At 50.6% G+C, this 18,056-nt stretch carries 14 protein-coding genes; 5 read left to right on the top strand and 9 right to left on the bottom strand.

Annotated features, from left to right (window positions below; genetic code table 11):
• Nucleotides 1-12: 12 nt before the first annotated feature.
• The 3 genes from FHP88_RS18465 to FHP88_RS18455 all read right to left on the bottom strand — a co-directional run bounded on the left by FHP88_RS18465 (nt 13) and on the right by FHP88_RS18455 (nt 5,848).
• The gene (locus FHP88_RS18465; protein WP_420493010.1) at nt 13-3,978 is read right to left on the bottom strand and encodes an efflux RND transporter permease subunit; all 3,966 of its coding nucleotides are present in this window, start codon (nt 3,976-3,978) and stop codon (nt 13-15) included.
• 81 nt (nt 3,979-4,059) lie between these two features.
• On the bottom strand, nt 4,060-5,211 hold the full coding sequence (locus FHP88_RS18460) for an efflux RND transporter periplasmic adaptor subunit (RefSeq protein WP_144360629.1): 1,152 nt from the start codon (nt 5,209-5,211) through the stop codon (nt 4,060-4,062).
• A 241-nt stretch (nt 5,212-5,452) separates the two neighbouring features.
• Nucleotides 5,453-5,848, bottom strand: coding sequence for an SCP-2 sterol transfer family protein (locus FHP88_RS18455; RefSeq protein WP_144360628.1), 396 nt, complete (start codon nt 5,846-5,848; stop codon nt 5,453-5,455).
• A gap of 385 nt (nt 5,849-6,233) precedes the next feature.
• On the opposite strand from FHP88_RS18455, the gene FHP88_RS18450 reads away from it, so the two are divergent.
• Both FHP88_RS18450 and FHP88_RS18445 read left to right on the top strand, forming a co-directional pair.
• Nucleotides 6,234-7,769 (top strand): dynamin family protein, encoded by a 1,536-nt coding sequence (locus FHP88_RS18450; protein ID WP_144360627.1) that lies wholly within the window; start codon nt 6,234-6,236, stop codon nt 7,767-7,769.
• Nucleotides 7,770-7,785: 16 nt separating this feature from the next.
• Nucleotides 7,786-8,715 (top strand): ROK family protein, encoded by a 930-nt coding sequence (locus FHP88_RS18445; protein ID WP_144360626.1) that lies wholly within the window; start codon nt 7,786-7,788, stop codon nt 8,713-8,715.
• Nucleotides 8,716-8,741: 26 nt separating this feature from the next.
• Here the strand turns inward: FHP88_RS18445 and FHP88_RS18440 are convergent, their stop codons facing one another.
• Together FHP88_RS18440 and FHP88_RS18435 are read right to left on the bottom strand one after the other, a co-directional pair.
• Nucleotides 8,742-9,929: a sensor domain-containing diguanylate cyclase gene (locus tag FHP88_RS18440; RefSeq protein WP_186297796.1), complete on the bottom strand. Its 1,188-nt coding sequence runs from the start codon at nt 9,927-9,929 to the stop codon at nt 8,742-8,744.
• 22 nt (nt 9,930-9,951) lie between these two features.
• Entirely contained in the window at nt 9,952-10,815 is an 864-nt protein-coding gene (locus FHP88_RS18435; protein ID WP_144360624.1) for an HDOD domain-containing protein, read from the bottom strand.
• 181 nt (nt 10,816-10,996) lie between these two features.
• Between FHP88_RS18435 and FHP88_RS18430 the strand changes: the two genes are divergently transcribed.
• The 3 genes from FHP88_RS18430 to FHP88_RS18420 all read left to right on the top strand — a co-directional run bounded on the left by FHP88_RS18430 (nt 10,997) and on the right by FHP88_RS18420 (nt 14,528).
• Complete coding sequence (locus tag FHP88_RS18430; protein WP_144360623.1) at nt 10,997-11,665, top strand: NUDIX hydrolase; 669 nt, start codon at nt 10,997-10,999, stop codon at nt 11,663-11,665.
• 25 nt (nt 11,666-11,690) lie between these two features.
• Nucleotides 11,691-12,734: a quinolinate synthase NadA gene (gene nadA, locus FHP88_RS18425; protein WP_144360622.1), complete on the top strand. Its 1,044-nt coding sequence runs from the start codon at nt 11,691-11,693 to the stop codon at nt 12,732-12,734.
• 159 nt (nt 12,735-12,893) lie between these two features.
• On the top strand, nt 12,894-14,528 hold the full coding sequence (locus FHP88_RS18420) for a methyl-accepting chemotaxis protein (protein ID WP_144360621.1): 1,635 nt from the start codon (nt 12,894-12,896) through the stop codon (nt 14,526-14,528).
• Nucleotides 14,529-14,617: 89 nt separating this feature from the next.
• On the opposite strand, the gene FHP88_RS18415 is transcribed toward FHP88_RS18420, so the two are convergent.
• From FHP88_RS18415 to FHP88_RS18400, 4 genes are all read right to left on the bottom strand, one after another.
• Entirely contained in the window at nt 14,618-15,325 is a 708-nt protein-coding gene (locus tag FHP88_RS18415) for a Crp/Fnr family transcriptional regulator (RefSeq protein ID WP_144360620.1), read from the bottom strand.
• A gap of 191 nt (nt 15,326-15,516) precedes the next feature.
• A complete protein-coding gene (locus FHP88_RS18410) occupies nt 15,517-16,857 on the bottom strand; it encodes a hypothetical protein (protein WP_144360619.1) in 1,341 nt (446 codons plus the stop codon).
• 75 nt (nt 16,858-16,932) lie between these two features.
• Nucleotides 16,933-17,193: a DUF2249 domain-containing protein gene (locus FHP88_RS18405; protein WP_144360618.1), complete on the bottom strand. Its 261-nt coding sequence runs from the start codon at nt 17,191-17,193 to the stop codon at nt 16,933-16,935.
• Between the two features lie 83 nt (nt 17,194-17,276).
• Nucleotides 17,277-17,711, bottom strand: a complete 435-nt coding sequence (locus tag FHP88_RS18400) for a hemerythrin domain-containing protein (protein WP_144360617.1) — start codon at nt 17,709-17,711, stop codon at nt 17,277-17,279.
• Nucleotides 17,712-18,056 lie beyond the last annotated feature (345 nt).

Genomic DNA, 18,056 nt, shown 5'->3' with positions numbered 1-18,056 from the left:
ATCGCATCAGACTCACTCGATACCGCTTTCATTATCAACTTTGAGTCGAATTCCACGGCGTCCACCCTTCCGTATCGCAGGATTCCCCGTTGCAGACGCATCGACTTCGGGTGTAGAACCGGATTTCTGGACCCGCTGTGTAGCCGGTACACTTTTTTCCACAACTTTTTTTACTACTTTTTTCTTCACGACAGGCGGCTTCTTTACTACGGCCTTCTTCTTGGCAACCACCTTCTTCTGAGCTGCCTTTTTTGTTCGCGTTTTCGCTGTTTTCTTTACAGCAGGTTTCACGGGGACTTCAGCCGCTTCAGGTTCCGACTTATCTGGAGACACGCCATTTTCCGCCGGCGCGACAGATTTAGTCTCAATCGATGGAGCCACATCCACGGGTGGTAAATCGTGATTTTGTGATGTCTCGACAGGCGCTGGGGTAGCAGGTGAAGCGACTTCATTAGCAGAAGCGGCTTCTGAAGCCTGCGCGGATGATGCCGGAGCTGCCTGCGCTGCTCGTTTAGGTAACAATTGGCCCAGCAGGAGAAAAACGCCGCGAACCGCATAGAAAAGCATCAGAAGAACTGTTGCAACCTTACCCCACACAGCCATAACAAATGACGGCCGAGGTGCCACTGGCTTGGCCTCTGGCATCGGCATATCTTCGAGCTCCAACAGAGGTCCATTACTCCCGTCATAACCCGCTGCCGCAACTTCGCACAAAGATTTACTGGCTTTGATACAACCCAGGGGGATGACAATAAGTGTCAGAATGGTTGACACCATAACACCAGAGGCCAGTGAAATAGCCATACCCTGGAAGATCGGATCAGTGAAGATCACACTCGAGCCGCACACTAGGGCCAGCGCCGTGATCATAATAGGGCGGGTTCGCGTCGTACAGGCACGTACCACGGCCTCAGAAACAGGGACGCCACGCTGGATTTCATGGATGGAGAAATCAACCAGCAAGATTGAGTTTCGCACAATAATACCCGCCAGCGCGATCCACCCAATCATAGAGGTAGCCGTAAACTCTGCACCCATAATCGCATGCATGGGAATAATACCCAGCAGGGTCAGCGGTATTGGCGCCATAATCAAAGCCGGAATTCGGAAATTACCAAACTCCCACACCACCAGAATATAAATCAACACCAAGGCGACCATAAATGCAGCGCCCATATCCCTGAAGGTTTCAAAGGTAACAGTCCATTCACCCGTCCACTCAATACTGGACTGATTGTCGTCCGCTGGCGGTTTGAACCAGAAGGCATCCACCGCCACACCATCGGGTGCAATATAATCGGCAGCGAGTATATCTTGGACCTGGAACATACCATAGACGGGAGCGGCCAATTCACCACCCACATCGGCCACGACATACTCAACCGACCGCAGATCCTTGTGGTAAATAATTGGTTCTTCCTGCATGCGCTCGAAAGCACCCAACTCCCTCAGTGGCAATGTGACACCATTCTTTGACATGATGGGCAGATCCCCAAGACGATTGATCTGTGAACGCTCAGCCAAGGGCACCTGAATAACAATGTTAACCGGCTCATGTCCCGCCTTCTGCTTCACATCACCAAGACGCATACCGCCAAGCGCCATAGACAGATTTCTATTGATCGCATCAACCGAGATCCCCCGTCTTACCGCCTTTTCCGTATCGACCTTGAATAGCCAATACTCATAGCTACCGCGCATGTAGTTATCGACATCAACCAGACTCTCGGCCTGCTCAAAAATGGTGGTCAGATCAGCAGCCAGCTGGCGACGTATCTCGGGCGTTGGACCATGGACTTCGGCCACCACTGACTGCAATACCGGTGGGCCGGGCGGCATCTCTACCACCGCAAATTTTGCATTGCTATCCCCCACCAACCCTTTAACAACTTCGCGGGCGGCTACGGCAATTTCATGACTGGTCCGCTTGCGTTCACTCTTGTGCAATAACTGAACTTGAACTTCCGCATGCCAGGGATCCTGACGCAGGTAGTAGTGGCGGACCATGCCATTGAAATCAAATGGTCGGGCCGTACCGGCATACACTTGCAGTGCAGTCACCTCTGGCATCTGCCGTAGATTCTCCGCAATCTGATGCGCCAGGTTGGCCGTCACAGGCAATGCCGTCCCTTCAGGCATGTCCAGCACTACTGAGAACTCGGGCTTGTTATCGAGCGGCAACATCTTAACCGCAACCCATTTGGTGTAGAACATGGAACAGGCGAAGAAGAAGGCACCCCATAGCACTACCCGGAATATGACGCGCTTGGTCGAAGACTGGATCAGCGGGGTCAATATTTTTTCATAGAAGCGGGCCAGTCGTTCAGTACCCACTTTTTCCCGCTCTTCGGCTACCTCGAGGTAGGCCATGCTCGGCCGCAACCAACGTGAAATCGCCAGCCAGGGGGTGAATACAAAGGCCGCAAACAGGGAGATCAGCATGGCCGCAGAACCCAACGCGGGAATCGGCTCCATGTAAGGGCCCATCATGCCGCTGACGAAACCCATTGGCAGCAGGGCGGCGATGACCGTGAAGGTCGCCAAAATGGTTGGATTTCCAACCTCGCGAACAGCATCTACCGCCGTATTAATATCGGTTTTACCGCTCTCCAGCCAGCGACGATAGATATTCTCCACCACCACGATGGCATCATCCACCAAGATACCAATAGAGAAGATCAGGGCAAACAAACTTACCCGGTCGATGGTGTAACCACCCACCCAGGCGGAGAAAATAGTCATTAGCAATACAACGGGAATAACCAGCACGACAACAATTGCAGGGCGCAAAGCACGGAAGGCAAACAGTACCAACAAGAACACAAAGCCGGTCGCAACAAACAGCTTAAAGATCAGTTCATTAACTTTATCCTCAGCGGTTTCACCGTAGTTCCGGGTAATGCTTACTTCAACATTTGAAGGGATACGGATACCCTTTAACATCTCAACCCGCTCAAGAATGGCACTCGCCACGGTCACACCATTCACGCCTGGTTTCTTGGCGACCGCTATGGTGACGGCGGGAATACCGCTGGCTGGCTGGGCATGATCACCTGCAGGACCGGTGTAATACGCCACCAATTGACTGGCATCTTCAGGCCCCTGTACTACCCGGGCAACATCATGAACATAGACAGGAACGTCATTGTGGGTACCAATTACAAGCCGGCTGATGTCATCCGTCGTCTTTAAAAAGGCACCTGTCATTACCGTCAGCCGGGTATTGCCCGACTCAACACCACCCGCCTGCTGCTCGCTGTTTGAGGTCTGAATTCGATTCGCTACCTGATCAAGACTGATGCCGTAACCGGACAGTCTCTCAGGTGATACTTCAATGGTGACTTGTTCGGCACGTCCACCGACAACAAACCCATTACCGGTATCGGGGATCTCTTTCACACTCTGCAATACATCATGGGCCAACATGCGTAGCTGACCATCATCCACATCCGGCACACCATTACCGTCAAGGTCCTTTGACCAGAGCGTAATGTTTACAACAGGGACGTCATCAATACCTTTTGCTTTAACCAGTGGAGGAGAGACGCCTGGGGGAATCTTGTCCATATTCGAGTCAAGCTTGTCGTTCACCTTAACCAGTGAAGGCCCCATCTGTTCGCCAACATCAAACTCGATGGTAACGATACCCATGCCACGCTGCGAGGCTGAGTAGACATGTTTTACACCATCGATCTCGCTCATGATCCGTTCAAGCGGCTCAATGGCAAGATTGGAAACCTGGTCGGCAGAGGCACCCGTATAATTCACGAAGATGTCGACCATCGGGACAGAGATCTGCGGATCTTCCTGTCGCGGCGTCATCATCAGGCCCAGCAGCCCCATGAGCATCATGGAGATAAAAAACAGGGGTGAAAGCGGGGAGTTAATGAAGAAGCGCGCGGTACGACCAGCAAGACCTAGTTGGTCATCGGTTAACTGCACCTCATTCAGATCTTCTTTTTTTTCTTCCTGATTCATCATTATTCACACTTGGTTGCAGCTGCATGACAGGAGTTGGGGGATAATGAGGATGTGTGACAGGCAGCCACACTCATTCACTCAGCGCTTCTCGGCCGAACTTGCCCAACCGGAAGCGACACCGTTCGCCGGGTTACGCAAAACCCTCTCGCCAGAACTAAGCCCGGAAAGGACACTGACATAACCATTATCCAGGCTCTCTCCCACGCGGATCAGTCGCAGCTCAGGGCGATTATTTTTGCCCTGCACATAGACACCAGGAAGGCTGCCGTTATAACGGATGGCCGTCGATGGAATGACAGGGTGATTCCTGGCAGGAGCCGTCATATCCGGCACCCGCACCTTCACATACATGCCCGGAGCAGAGACACCTTGGGGCAAGTCAAACTTAATTTTTACCGTGTGACGCTGAGAATCAGCCGTTGGAAAAATCTGGGCAACCCGCACAGGGACCACCTGTCCGGTTACATCGAGTTCAGCCTGAAGCATCATCTGCTCGTAAAGGCTGGGGCGAAGTCTGGCGGGAACATCCACCATGATCTGCAGATATTCCACATCCGCGTAGACCAGCAGCGGCTGGCCTGGCTGCATGGTGTCACCCACTTCTACATGTTTTTTCAGAATAACCCCATCAAATGGAGCCAAACTGATCGCATCACGCAACTTGGCATCAATGGCCTGGATCTGTGACTGAGCAGCAAGGATGGCATTTTGTGCCTGGGTAATCTGTACCCCGGAATTGTAGAGGTCAGCGCGTCTCTCAACCCCTTGATTCCGGGTTCCAGACATGCCCTCCATGGGACGGGTAAACATCTGATCAAACAGATTCGGCAGCCCCATGCCCCCCATCGATTGTTTGGATTGCGGAGACCATAGCTCCCTGTTGTACTGCACCCCTGCGGCACGCATCTGCGCATCGGCCGTTGCGAGCTGAGCTAGCGCAGAGTTGCGCTTAGCCAACAACTCCGAATCATCTAAAGCTACCAGCAAAGTACCCTTTTCAAAGGTATCTCCCTCAATACCAGCAAGGTGTTTGACCCGCCCAGGCACCTGTGCAGATAGGGTAACTTCCTTATAAGGGATGACGGTTCCACCTAGAGAGACGGTTGAAGCCCCTTGTGCCTGCTGGACGGTGAAGTAATCTGCGTCACCCTCTGCCCAAACAGTTAGAGGTATGGCTGAAGCGACAGTCAGTGCTGCCGCCAGCGTAATCGCATGGATCTGGATACCCATTGTTATAATTATCCCGCTGATTAAGAACTGCTATTGATATACCACCCTGCTGACTTTACCACGACAAACAAAGAGCAGGGTACTCTCAGATACTCAGGCGTCTCTTTCAGCATCGCGCCCAAACAATTCATCTCTGTATAGCTAAGGTTACAGTTGTAGCGGCCACCCCAGAGTCCATCGGGGTGGCTGCCTATCACTTCATGTCACTCAAAAACTGTGGCTACCGGGCTCACACCCGACTTTAAGCCCTACCCATCACAGAGAAGCTCTTAATAAAGGGCCCTGCCATGCGTGGATCTTTGAGCATAGAACCGTAATCACCTACTTTGAACTTCATTTTCCCTGAAGTGAACGCCATACCAAGCCCCATCATGCCAGGCGGTTTGCTGATCCACTTTTTCCATTGGGCATCGCTGCAACGGATATCCCAATTAAGATTTTCACCATTATAGGCTCCGGCTGCGACGGCCTTACCATTCTCGACCGTGATCACGCCACGGGGAGCATCTTCGCCCTCAAACCCGTATCCGATCACACTCCCAAAACCGATCTGCTCCAGCGCTCCAACTAATTCAGACTCAGCATTCCACTGGGTCATGAAACTCTGCATCCACTCTTCAGAAAACAGTTCAGCCATGTTTATCTCCCACTCTTATTGTATGTTTAGAGTCATTGATCCGATCAATGATTAAACGGTTTGAAAAAACAGGTTTAATAGTTTATTAAGTATCTCTTATATACTCATATAATGCAATATTTATAAAGACACATCATCACAGCCAAACATCTATAAGTATTTGGCCAAATACACTTTTTTCTAGGTGCAACTCGACCCTGCGAACTCGCGAACCAGCAAAAAGCAGTTGCCTTGGGTCGTAATTTCGCCATGGTCTACCAACAGCTACAGACTACCACCCGCCGCCCTGGCGCGTTAGTATGGTGTATATAATCTTTTAGGGTAATGCTGATCTAGGGCAAAAAAATCGAACTCAGCAACCCTTTTCAGACATCAGGAGCAGTTCATGAACACGGCAGGAAGACTCATCGAGGGACGCCTGAAACATCTTGAGACTCATCTCGAACAGGAGAATCCCGTACTCCTCAAAACTGTCCAGAGCTTTAAAAAACTGGACCGCATCGCCTACCGTACCGGCCTGCTTGATACCGATGAATCCTATGCCACGCAAATTCCGTGGTGGCCATTGATTTCAGTACTCGGCACCTTCTCATCAGGCAAATCCACCTTCATCAATCACTATCTGGGATACAAACTCCAGCGGACGGGCAATCAAGCAGTCGATGATAAATTTACTGTCACCTGCTATAGCCGAGAAAAAACAGCCCATGCCCTTCCTGGTGTGGCCCTGGACTCTGACCCCCGCTTCCCCTTCTATCAAATGAGTGAGGATATCGAACTTGTAGCGAAGGGAGAAGGCCAACGGATCGATTCTTACCTGCAGTTGAAAACCTGTCCAAGTGAGCAACTCAGGGGCAAAATATTGATAGATTCTCCGGGATTTGATGCGGATGCACAACGCACCTCAACCCTGAAGATTACCGATCACATTATCGATCTCTCCGATCTGGTCCTGGTCTTCTTCGATGCGCGCCATCCTGAGCCCGGTGCGATGCACGACACACTGGATCACCTGGTCAGCAACACCATCAACCGAAACGATGCTGGCAAGTTCCTCTACATACTCAACCAGATCGATTCTGCTGCACGCGAAGATAATCCTGAAGAAGTAGTTGCTGCCTGGCAACGGGCACTGGGTGAGCGCGGACTCACGGCGGGCCGTTTTTATACGATTTACAACCCGGAAGCAGCAGTCCCCATCGCCGATGACAACCTTCGTCAACGCTTTGAAAGAAAGCGCGATGCCGATTTGGAGGAGATCCACAACCGGATGCATGAGGTAGAGATCGAGCGCGCCTATCGTATTGTGGGCGTACTCGAGCGCACCGCGCGCGATATTGAAGAGCGCGCCATACCCGCCATCAGTGAGGCCGTTTCAAGATGGAAACGGCGGGTGCTATGGGGTGATGCAGTCGCCTTCAGCCTTCTCCTGATCGCACTGATTGGCATCACAATTAACCTGGGTTACTGGGAGGGCTTCCGCTTCGCTCCACCTTGGCTAGATTCATTAATGACAAACCCTGTCGCACAGATAAGTTCTGGCGTTGGCATCGTGGCTGTCATTTTGGGGCTTCATTTTGTTATTCGCGCCCTCTCCGCTCGCAGTCTGCTAAGACGATTGAGAAAGCAGTCCGCTCACTTAGCCATTCGAGGCAATCTGGCCAATGCCTTTTTGCGTAACACCAAACCGTGGCGCAGCATTTTCAGCACATCACCTGCAGGCTGGGGACGTGGCGCTAAAAAGCGACTGACGCAAGTCAAAGAGGACGCCGACAACTATGTCCAGTCCCTGAATGATCGCTTCACCAACCCCTCTGGCGAGGAGACATTCAGCCTCAGCGAGATGGGACACCAAGCCCCTGCAAGAGAGAAACAGGCCGATGCAGAGGTCATGGAAACCGTTACTGCGAATCAATCCTGATCAACTCAAGTAAGCGATGCGTATCGGGATTGACCTCGGCGGCACTAAGATAGCGGCAATTGCCCTGGACCCTCAGGGTAATTGTCTATATCAGAGACGAATACCGACACCAGCGGGGGACTATCAGGCCACACTCGAGGCATTGAGTGGACTTGTCCAAGCGATTGAAGAGGAGACAGGGCAATCTGGAAGTATCGGCATTGGTACACCTGGCTCTGCCTCCCCGGCTACAGGGTTGATACGCAACGCCAACTCAACCTGCCTGAATGGCAAACCGCTGCAGGAAGATATTGAACGCCTATTGCAGCGGCCCATCCGAATCGCCAACGATGCCGACTGCTTTGCCCTTTCAGAAGCTACCGACGGGGTCGCTGCGGGTGCAGATTCAGTATTTGGCGTAATCATTGGCACCGGGACTGGCGCTGGCATTGTCATCCGGGGACAGCTATTCATTGGGGCAAACAGAATCGCCGGCGAGTGGGGACACAACCCACTCCCCTGGCCCACACCCAGCGAATTACCCGGGGCACCCTGCTACTGTGGCAAAAGAGGTTGCATCGAAACGTTCCTGTCCGGAACCGGATTGTGTGGACAGTACTACCAGACAACGGGCATGCAGATTACCGGAGAAGATTTCGCCGATCGGCTTACAGCGAAGGAAACCGCAGCAGAAGAGGTGATGGCCCTCTATGAAGACCGCCTCGCGCGCAGCCTTGCCAGCGTGATTAATATCATCGATCCAACGATGATTGTCCTAGGCGGGGGCTTATCAAACCTCACTAGACTGTACCAGAATATTCCTACCCTCTGGTCGCGCTACATCTTCTCTGATGTGGTTAGCACCCAGCTATTACCACCGGCACATGGTGATTCCAGTGGTGTCAGAGGTGCCGCGTGGTTATGGGAGGTCAACGAGGAGCATCAGAGGAACCGAGAACAGATTTAGATTGACACGAATCTAACCTACTCCAATCAGACGCCAGAAGGCATACGTTCAATCTGGTCCATCTCTCGTGAAAAAAACATTCGGCGATTGCGACCATTCAACTTACATTGATACATGGCCAGATCCGCCTCGTGATACAGTTGCTCCAACTGAACACGCAACTCTGTAGACGTACGCGCCCCGAGCTCAGTCATCCCTATACTGACGGTCAAATCGATCGATTGATCGACAATTCCAAAACCCATACTGGCGATCTGCTCTTGGATCCGATTTGCCATCATATCCAGACCCTCCGATGCGGTATTAGGCAGAATCAGCACAAATTCCTCTCCCCCCAAGCGCGCGACCAGATCGCCTGTCCGGGCCTCACTGAGTAAAGTATCCGCAATATGGCATAACACCTGATCCCCAACAGTATGCCCCCAGGTATCGTTCACCCGCTTGAAATGATCGACATCGATCAACAGCAAACTCAAAGGCGATTCGTAGCGGACAGCCCGCGCTAGCATCGCCTCACCCTCTGCAAAAAAGTAACGGCGATTATACAAACCGGTCAGTTCATCCTTGATGGACAATTGCTGGTAGCGATTTCTTAATGCATCGGACTCTTCAAGTGCTTGCTCCAACGATTGGGTACGTACGGCGACCTCGTCTCCCAGTGCATGAATCATCCGATGCAGGTGTAGCAGACGGCCCAATGTATTGGCAAACAGCACAAGAAAGTGTTGATGCCAGGTTTCAAAAAACTCCGGTAAATGGTGCGAAACATTGAGAACACCTAGTACCTGTTCTCCAGAAATCACGGGGATCGACAGTAGCGATCCATCACCATAAAACAGTGCCCTTCTCACAAAGGGTTTGAAGCGGGGATCAGTTTTACAATTTCGACAGTATTGGATCTGCCCGGTCTGATAAGCCAGACCCATGATGCCCTCTCCAAGCACAAACCGCATACTCTCGACGGATTCTGCCTGATGGGACACCCCATCACCCCCAAAGGTGTCAACACCTGCTCCCACTGCGCACTGAAGCAACCCCTCTTCTGCAGTAAAGATTGAGCACTGGCCTAAGTTTTGATGCGCCATGAGTGCATCAAGGGATTGGCGTAAAAAGTCCTTCTCTGCCACCTCCTCTATTGGCAGTCGAGCGAGTACCCTTATCGCCGAAAGTGCATCAACAAGTTCGAAGAAATGATCCTGATGGTCAAATATCACGCTGTCATTCCCAATATACCTATCATGCCAATTGTCTGGCCACCAACTCCAGATCATCTATTTGACAGAGAAAAGACTCTTCAATACGCCCTAAACGATCACTATCCAATCCCTCAATAGTCTTCAACCAAGGAGACTCTAGCAAGGGATTAACCCGCCCTTGCCGAAGATCAGCGACCCACATTACAGCAGCACTCAGCAAGCTCACCTCAGTCAAGTGATCACCTTGGTAATCTGACTCACCTAACCGTCCCATCAGTGTCACAATCACGGGAGGCAGATGCCATTTCTCCGCCAACCAGGTACTTGCGGTCCTATGATCAACCCCTAAACGGTCGCGTTCGATGGTCAGTAGATCGGCCTCAGGCTTTTTCGCCTCCTGCAAGACAGCAGAATAGGCCTCCCCTACCACATGAACCAGTAGCAACATACCCAGATTATGGAATAACCCACCGAGATAGAGCACGCTCATATCGGGTCTTGATTTAGCGGGTAATGCCATCACCAGTGAACGGGCCAGTTGACCAGCAGCAAGCGCCTCAAACCAATATCCTGACAGATCAAACCGTGGGCAGCGCTCAACCTCAAACACACCCGCAACGGTGATTCCAAGCGCAAGACTCTTTACCATATTCAACCCAAGCACACGAATAATGGCCTCTTCCACGCTGTAGACAGGTGTGGGTTGAGAAAAATAGGCGGAATTTGCCAAGCCGATGATCCTTGCGGCCAGACCTGGATCTTGATCAATAATACCCGCCAGTTCTTTAAGGTCGATATCATCATCTGTGACAGCTTCCATCAATTTACTGGCGGTCATAGAGAGCGGTGGAAGGTGCTTGACCTCAAGCACCGCAATTTTGATACCCTCTTTGTCAACGTCCATAAAGTAACTCTTCTAAGTGACTATGACTGCTATTAAAGATAATAGCGGATCTAAACCAGTTTACTTTAACCGACAATGGATTACTGGACATTAATAAAGTTATACAAAAATATTTTTTGTGGCTTGCTGCGCTGCAATGAAACGCATATAGTGTAAAATTGACACTTAGTAACGAGCCGACGTGACTTACACCTACGAGTACCCCCATCCTGCGGTAACAACTGATGTGGCTGTTTTCACCTTGCGCGAGCAACAGCTACAGCTACTACTCATTTGCCGGAGGCATGATCCGCATAAAGGCAAATGGGCGCTACCGGGCGGCTTCCTAGAGATCGATGAAGACCTGGAAGAGTGCGCAAAACGTGAACTGAAAGAGGAAACAGGGGTTTCAGATCTCTATCTTGAACAGCTTTTCACCCTCGGACGACCCAACAGAGATCCAAGAGAGCGCGTCATCAGCGTCACCTATTATGCACTCGCACCGGCTAATAAACTCACTGTCAACGCAGGCAGTGATGCGGCCGAAGCTGACTGGTTCCCACTCAGTCAACTCCCGGAGCTAGCCTTTGACCACGCCGAGATTATTCGACGGGCGCAGGAGCGCCTAGCGGCCAAGGCACTCTACTCAACCATTGCATTTCAGCTCATGCCTGAGACATTCACCCTCAGTGAACTACAATCGGTTTATGAAATTCTGCGCAATGAATCACTCGATAAAAGGAACTTCCGCAAATGGATACTCTCGCTGAACCAGCTTGAAGAGGTTGGCGGGAAACAGCGTAACGGAAACCACAGGCCGGCAAAAATATATCGTGCATTAAACCCAAATCATGTTGAAATTATCCGCTGAATACCCAGCTTTTTGAGAGAAGATCATGACCCAGTCTACCGCCCTTAAGCCACATCCCGTCATTGTCCCGCCCCATCCACAATGGCCGGTTTTGAGTAGCGATGAGAAAAGCGCCATGAAAGCGCGCATTAAGACCTTGCTGAAACAGCGTAATGCCGTACTGGTAGCGCACTATTATACCAGTGGAGATCTACAGGAACTGGCAGAAGAGACAGGCGGCTGTGTCTCTGACTCATTGGAGATGGCCCGCTTTGGAACAGAGCAATCAGCAGAAACACTGGTTGTATGTGGTGTTCGTTTTATGGGCGAAACGGCCAAGATCCTTAATCCGGAAAAGCAAGTACTGATGCCGGATCTAAATGCCACCTGCTCGCTTGACGAAGGTTGTCCAGCAGAGGAATTCACTCGATTTTGCGATCAGCATCCGGACCATACGGTAGTGGTGTATGCCAACACCAGCGCCAAGGTAAAAGCCCGGGCTGACTGGGTAGTCACCTCTGGAATCGCCCTGCCTATTATTAAGCATCTGGCTGAACGGGGTGAGAAAATCATCTGGGCGCCGGACAAACATCTAGGCCGATATGTTCAAAAACAGACCGGGGCCGATATGCTTTTCTGGAACGGCTCCTGCGTTGTACACGAGGAGTTCAAATCTGTTGCGCTGGAACGCATCAGGCGACTGCATCCCGATGCAGCGGTACTGGTGCACCCTGAATCACCGGAGGAGGTCATCGCACAGGCCGATGTTGTGGGATCAACGACTGCCCTGATCAAGGCGGTTACCGACATGGATAATCAGACCTTCATCGTCGCGACGGATGGCGGCATTTTCCACAAAATGAAGCAACTTGCGCCCGGTAAAAAATTAATCGAGGCCCCAACTGCAGGTGAAGGAGCCACCTGCGAGAGCTGCGCACACTGCCCCTGGATGGGTATGAATGCCCTGCAAAACCTGGAACAGGTTCTGCTAACCGGAAACAACGAAATTCACATTGATCCAGAAATCCGTGAACAAGCGGTCAAATCGATCCAGAAAATGCTTGATTTTTCCAGTAGCCAGAAGAAATAGGAATACAGGTAATTGGTTAGCCGATCCAGATCAATTTCTCCTCAAGATTTTGCCTTGACAGTCGCCAACATCTTCATGCAACGGAGGGCACACCATCAACACTTAGCTTGACGCTGCAATTGACGGGAGTGAAGTCTTTGCGGTGACAAGGAGTCTCAAATGAATGCGTTGCGCCGCCTGAAAATTACTCACCGCCTCTGGGCACTGATCTCGTTAGCTGTTATTGGCGTCACAGTCATCACGGCAATCTCACTGATCCAGCTAAAAAGCAGCCTGCTGCATGAGAAGGAGCAGCAAACCCAGAAACTGGTCGAAACGGCACACAGCATTATTGCTGATTTCCATGGCCGTTTTAGCAAGGGCGATATGGATGAGGCCTCAGCTAAAGCAGGCGCACTGACCAGTATCAAATCCTTACGCTATGAGGGCGGTAACTACTTCTGGGTCAACGACATGAACTCAGTGGTACTGATGCATGCCGTAAAACCCTCATTAGATGGGAAAGATATGTCAGGACTCAAAGATGCCAATGGGACAGCCATTTTCGTCGAGTTCGTGAAGACCGTTAAGGCCAACGGGGAAGGCACCGTCCCCTACCTCTGGCCAAAACCCGGAAGTGAAGAACCGGTACAAAAAGTTTCGTATATCAAAGGATTCAAGCCGTGGGAGTGGGTCGTCGGCACAGGCATTTACATTGACGACGTGGAAGTCACCTTCTGGAAGAGCGCAACCACTCTGGGAATCATCGTCGGCGCAGTATTGCTCTTCCTGATCACTCTGTCGGCCATCATTGCTCGAAGTGTCTGCGTACCACTACAACTGACAACACAAGCGATGCACAACATTGCCGCAGGTGACGGCGACCTTACACAGCGCCTGGATAGCAGTGGCAATGACGAGGTCGCGAAACTATCCGCTGCATTCAATGAATTTGCCATCAAAGTCCAGAACACCATCGCCCAGGTCAGTTCGGCCACCAACCAACTCACCTCTTCCGCCGACGAACTTTCTGCGATTACAGCAAAAAGCCACGAAGGCATGAACGAGCAACGTACAGAAACTCATCAGGTTGCAACCGCTGTCACCGAGATGGCCGCCACCGTGCATGAGATTGCACGAAATGCTGAAAAAACTGCCAGCTCTGCTCGTGAAGCCAATGACGAGGCAAAAAATGGCAGCAGTGTTGTCGACGAGGCTTCTCAAGCCATCAACACCCTCGCAAGTGAGGTAGAACGTGCTTCAAGTGTCATTAATCGATTGGAGTCAGAGGGTGAAGCAATAGGTTCAGTATTGGATGTAATCCGGGGCATTGCAGAGCAAACCAATCTTCTGGCACTTAATGCGGCAATTGAGGCCGCACGTGCGGGCGAGCAGGGGCGTGGTTTCGCGGTGGTAGCCGACGAGGTAAGAACACTGGCCAGCCGTACACAACAGTCGACCCAAGAGATTCAGCAGATGATTGAGCGACTGCAAAGTGGCACCAGCGAGGCCGTTCAGGTAATGACGAGGAGTCAATCAACCACACAAATTACCGTAGACAAAGCGCAAGCTGCGGCTGAATCACTCAACAAAATAGTTCAGTCCATCTCTACCATCTCTGATATGAACACACAGATTGCCAGCGCTGCGGAAGAGCAGTCCGCTGTTGCCCAGGAGATTGACCGCAGTATTGTGCAGATATCTCAACTCGCAGAGGAGGCAACCCGTGGTTCCGATCGGGTAGCCACATCCAGCCAGGAGCTTTCACGGTTGAGTGAAGGCCTACAGGCTCAAGTCAGTCAATTCAAGGTTTAAAGCAGCGATTTATAACGGCACCACTCATCTTAAAACTAAAACGGGGTGCAGAAGCACCCCGTTTTAGTTGTGTATCCTATATCCGGTGACTAGCTCTCAGGACTAATATGTTGTCCACAAACCCCCGAAGATTCAGCATGCTTACGCAGCCCCTCAACATCCAGAATCTCGATATGCCCACCCTTTACTTTGACCAGTCCCTGATCAGTAAAGTTATGCAAAATCCTCGAGAAAGTCTCGGGCTTTACAGAGAGACGTGAGGCCAAAACACCTTTTGGTGTAGCGAGATCAAAGGCCACTCTGACCTGCCCTTTGAACATCGATTTTCCACAGAGATAACCGGCAACACGTCCGGTCGCACTCTGCAACGTCAGGTCATCGATCTCTTTAATCATGCGACGCAGACGCATACTCATGTCACCCATGACACGGAAGCAGGTATCTGTAGACTCACGGAGAAGATCAAGAAAACCCTTACTTTCGACTGAGATCAGGGATGTTTTTCCAATAGCGGTAGCTCTCACCGGATAGGCCGGCTTGTCAGAGAACATGAGTGCCTCGGCAAAGGTGTGTCCGGCAACAACGACCTCAATCACTTTCTCATTGCCATTGAGTGAAAGCCTGGAGAGTTTTATCTGCCCCTCCTTGACCAGGAAGAATCTTTTCGCTTCATCACCCGCCTCAAACAGCGCCTCATTATCCTGTAGCTGGATTTCATTGCTCATCTGCCTGACACGCTGCAGCTGCTCATCATCCAGCTGGGAAAAAAGGTAGGCTTCTTTCAACTCACTCAGCATAGTGCACCATATTTAAAGATAAACATTTAACTATCAGATAGTTATCCATTCAAGATAGGGCATTCTACCGCAGATATAGTGCAATGAAAATCAGGGGCTCAATAAAACTTTTACGCAATCACCAAACAGCATGCGAAGAAATCATGCCCGAGAAACAGGGTCGGGAGAGGATAGTTAATAAATTTCGTTAATTACTTATCTGAATCAACAGCATACGACAACAAGGCCTGGTTTGTTGTGTAGTATCGCGACATCGCAATTACGAGATTTCTAAACAGCATGATATTAGAGAGCAGGAAGACTAGTCCCGCCATATGGGCAAACCATTCCGGCTTTGTCACCGCAGCAAACAGTAAAAACAAAGACGCCACATAGACATTATATTGGTATCGCGCCGCCTTATCGGAGATAAACTCCTTCATGTTTGGCACCTGGACTGTCATGCACATGAGACTCAGCTGACGATTCTGCAAATGAAACCAGGATAGAAATGGGACAATCTTGTACAGCATCCCATTCACGACAGAAACACCCGCACCAGCAATCAAGCCAACCCCCAACAACAAGTGGTATTGCGGACTATTGGCAACTACAGTCGATACATTCCCGATGATCCAGACGGCGGAACTGAAGAGAATAGAGAACATCCCGATTCGCCAAAACTTCATCGTGATATCGGGAATTCGCCGTTTTCGCTGCTGCTGAAGCCGGAGCGTTACCACGGCATAGAGCATGAAACCCGGTAACACCAAAAACATCCAGAGCGTTGGAATAAAGTCCCCTATCAGGCTAAAGATGGCTGCCAACATTAATAATGTCCAGACCACTAATGCCATGAATAACACGGGCGCCAAAAACCTCCGCATCAGCATTGGGTATTCTGGCGTCACCTGAAACATGGGAACAACCTGATAGGAGATACCGATCAGTAAAAGTCCAATCCAGCCTAAGACACCCCACCCGAGATGCACATCAACCAGTGGTGCAATATGACCAAACCCTACCTTACTGAGAACGCCACTCCCCAGTAACAACCCAAGCACCAGGGTAAAGAGAAAAGCTATCACCGCCAAACGCATTGCGGTGACAGTATGGGTGACCTGTTTGACCCGTAATAGCGCTACTGCAACGGCAATGAAGAAAAGAAATACGCCAGCGCCCAACAAGCTCAACGATAAAGCGTTTGCGATACCACTCCCTGTAATAAATGAGGACACCAACAACCCAGCACCCACAGTAATTAACAGATGGCAAAGACGCCCCACCATTACCACGGCCGGAACCGGTGACCCTGCTAATACAGGTAACATCTGCAACAGCGCACCACACATCACCATAGCCAACATGCCCAGGGTAATAAGATGGGTCAGCCCCAAGGTCATCGGTGCCCAACGCGTTAAAAATAACGTAGGGCCATACACCAGCAGCAACAGGCCAGCCACCAGACCAAACAGAGGTGCCGTCAAAAAAAACCGGAATGGAATCGATATGGGTGGAGCTTGATCCAGTGAAAGGCTTGCAGTGTTTAGCATCAACTCTCCAATTGAGCAAAGGCGCAGAAATATAGTATCAAACGATACTATATTTCCTATACCGCAGAGATCAACCTATTTCGAAAAATGAGATGTCGCTTCTTTACCGGCCACCTGATCACTCTCCCTCCAGATATATATTGCATACTGGTCTGAGCGCTCTTCTACGCAATGCCAAACAAAGCCGCTTTTTTCCAGCAATGGATAGAGTAAATGGGGTTCACGCCGGTGCATAACATGCAAAAAGTCCCCTGATGACAACTGCTGAACCGCCTCAAGTGTACGCTCCAGGGGCTCACAGGGTTCCAGCATACTGACATCAAGCCTTTTTTCCATGCTACTTATGTCTCAAATAATAATGACAATATCCCTATATAGATCATCCATGTGGGTCTCTATCGGGTTGATCGGTACAAGCCTTAGAGCATTTTCATCTCTTGCAGTGTCGCCTCTGCATCGCCGGCAAATACCTGATCAGTCATCGGATAGAGCATCTGCTCCTCTTTCATGTTGTGCTGCTGCATCACCATCATCATGGTTTCTGATAAACCCAAATAGCGCTCATCATCCTCATGCGTAACGGCCGCTTCCATATCCGCCAATAGCTGGCGCATCTGCGTATGCTCCATACGCATCATCTGGGTTGGGCCCATTGTCTGACCTGTTCTCTGTTCAAATTTGGGAAAAAGTATCCCTTCTTCCATAGAAAAGTGATTTTCTGTTGCATCGCGGAACTCATTGAATTTTGCCCGTCCCTGCTCCCAATCGCCCTGTGAGATCAGCTCTTCTGCTTCTGCAAAAAACTCATCACAATGTCTGTGATCACGGGCCATTGTTTCAGTGATTGTTGTCATGTGGCTTTTCCTAATCCTTGTAGTCGGGGTAGATATAGAAGTGCGAGTATCGGAAATTCGCCACCACTCACACCTTGATTTCAATCAATCCAGTGCAAATTCAAAATGTTACTGATCCTTAATATTCTATTGACTCAAATCAAGGAACTGATCAGAACATGCAGGCCTAATGCACCCTGTATACCTTTCGCGTTACTTACAAACGGAAAATAATAGAGGGGATAACAATGGCCCAGGCCTTCACAAAAACTATGGCGCGGAACATCTTTTATGGTGGCACCGCGTTTTTCTTCCTCCTTTTCCTGGCACTGACCTTTGATTCTGTTGGCCAACTTCCCAATCGCG

Source organism: Sedimenticola selenatireducens (genome assembly GCF_007625115.1).
Lineage (GTDB): Bacteria > Pseudomonadota > Gammaproteobacteria > Chromatiales > Chromatiaceae > Sedimenticola > Sedimenticola selenatireducens_A.
Note: the sequence above shows the minus strand (reverse complement) of the source record. Positions and strands in the feature narration are given on the sequence as shown.

Excerpts from the sequence above, each read along its gene's own strand:
- FHP88_RS18450 (WP_144360627.1), top strand. The coding sequence starts at position 6,234 with ATGAACACGGCAGGAAGACTCATCGAGGGACGCCTGAAACATCTTGAG.
- FHP88_RS18410 (WP_144360619.1), bottom strand. The coding sequence starts at position 16,857 with ATGCTAAACACTGCAAGCCTTTCACTGGATCAAGCTCCACCCATATCG.
- FHP88_RS18405 (WP_144360618.1), bottom strand. The coding sequence starts at position 17,193 with ATGGAAAAAAGGCTTGATGTCAGTATGCTGGAACCCTGTGAGCCCCTG.
- FHP88_RS18460 (WP_144360629.1), bottom strand. The coding sequence starts at position 5,211 with ATGGGTATCCAGATCCATGCGATTACGCTGGCGGCAGCACTGACTGTC.
- FHP88_RS18435 (WP_144360624.1), bottom strand. The coding sequence starts at position 10,815 with ATGGACGTTGACAAAGAGGGTATCAAAATTGCGGTGCTTGAGGTCAAG.
- FHP88_RS18415 (WP_144360620.1), bottom strand. The coding sequence starts at position 15,325 with ATGCTGAGTGAGTTGAAAGAAGCCTACCTTTTTTCCCAGCTGGATGAT.
- FHP88_RS18465 (WP_420493010.1), bottom strand. The coding sequence starts at position 3,978 with ATGAATCAGGAAGAAAAAAAAGAAGATCTGAATGAGGTGCAGTTAACC.
- nadA (WP_144360622.1), top strand. The coding sequence starts at position 11,691 with ATGACCCAGTCTACCGCCCTTAAGCCACATCCCGTCATTGTCCCGCCC.
- FHP88_RS18445 (WP_144360626.1), top strand. The coding sequence starts at position 7,786 with ATGCGTATCGGGATTGACCTCGGCGGCACTAAGATAGCGGCAATTGCC.
- FHP88_RS18420 (WP_144360621.1), top strand. The coding sequence starts at position 12,894 with ATGAATGCGTTGCGCCGCCTGAAAATTACTCACCGCCTCTGGGCACTG.
- FHP88_RS18400 (WP_144360617.1), bottom strand. The coding sequence starts at position 17,711 with ATGACAACAATCACTGAAACAATGGCCCGTGATCACAGACATTGTGAT.
- FHP88_RS18455 (WP_144360628.1), bottom strand. The coding sequence starts at position 5,848 with ATGGCTGAACTGTTTTCTGAAGAGTGGATGCAGAGTTTCATGACCCAG.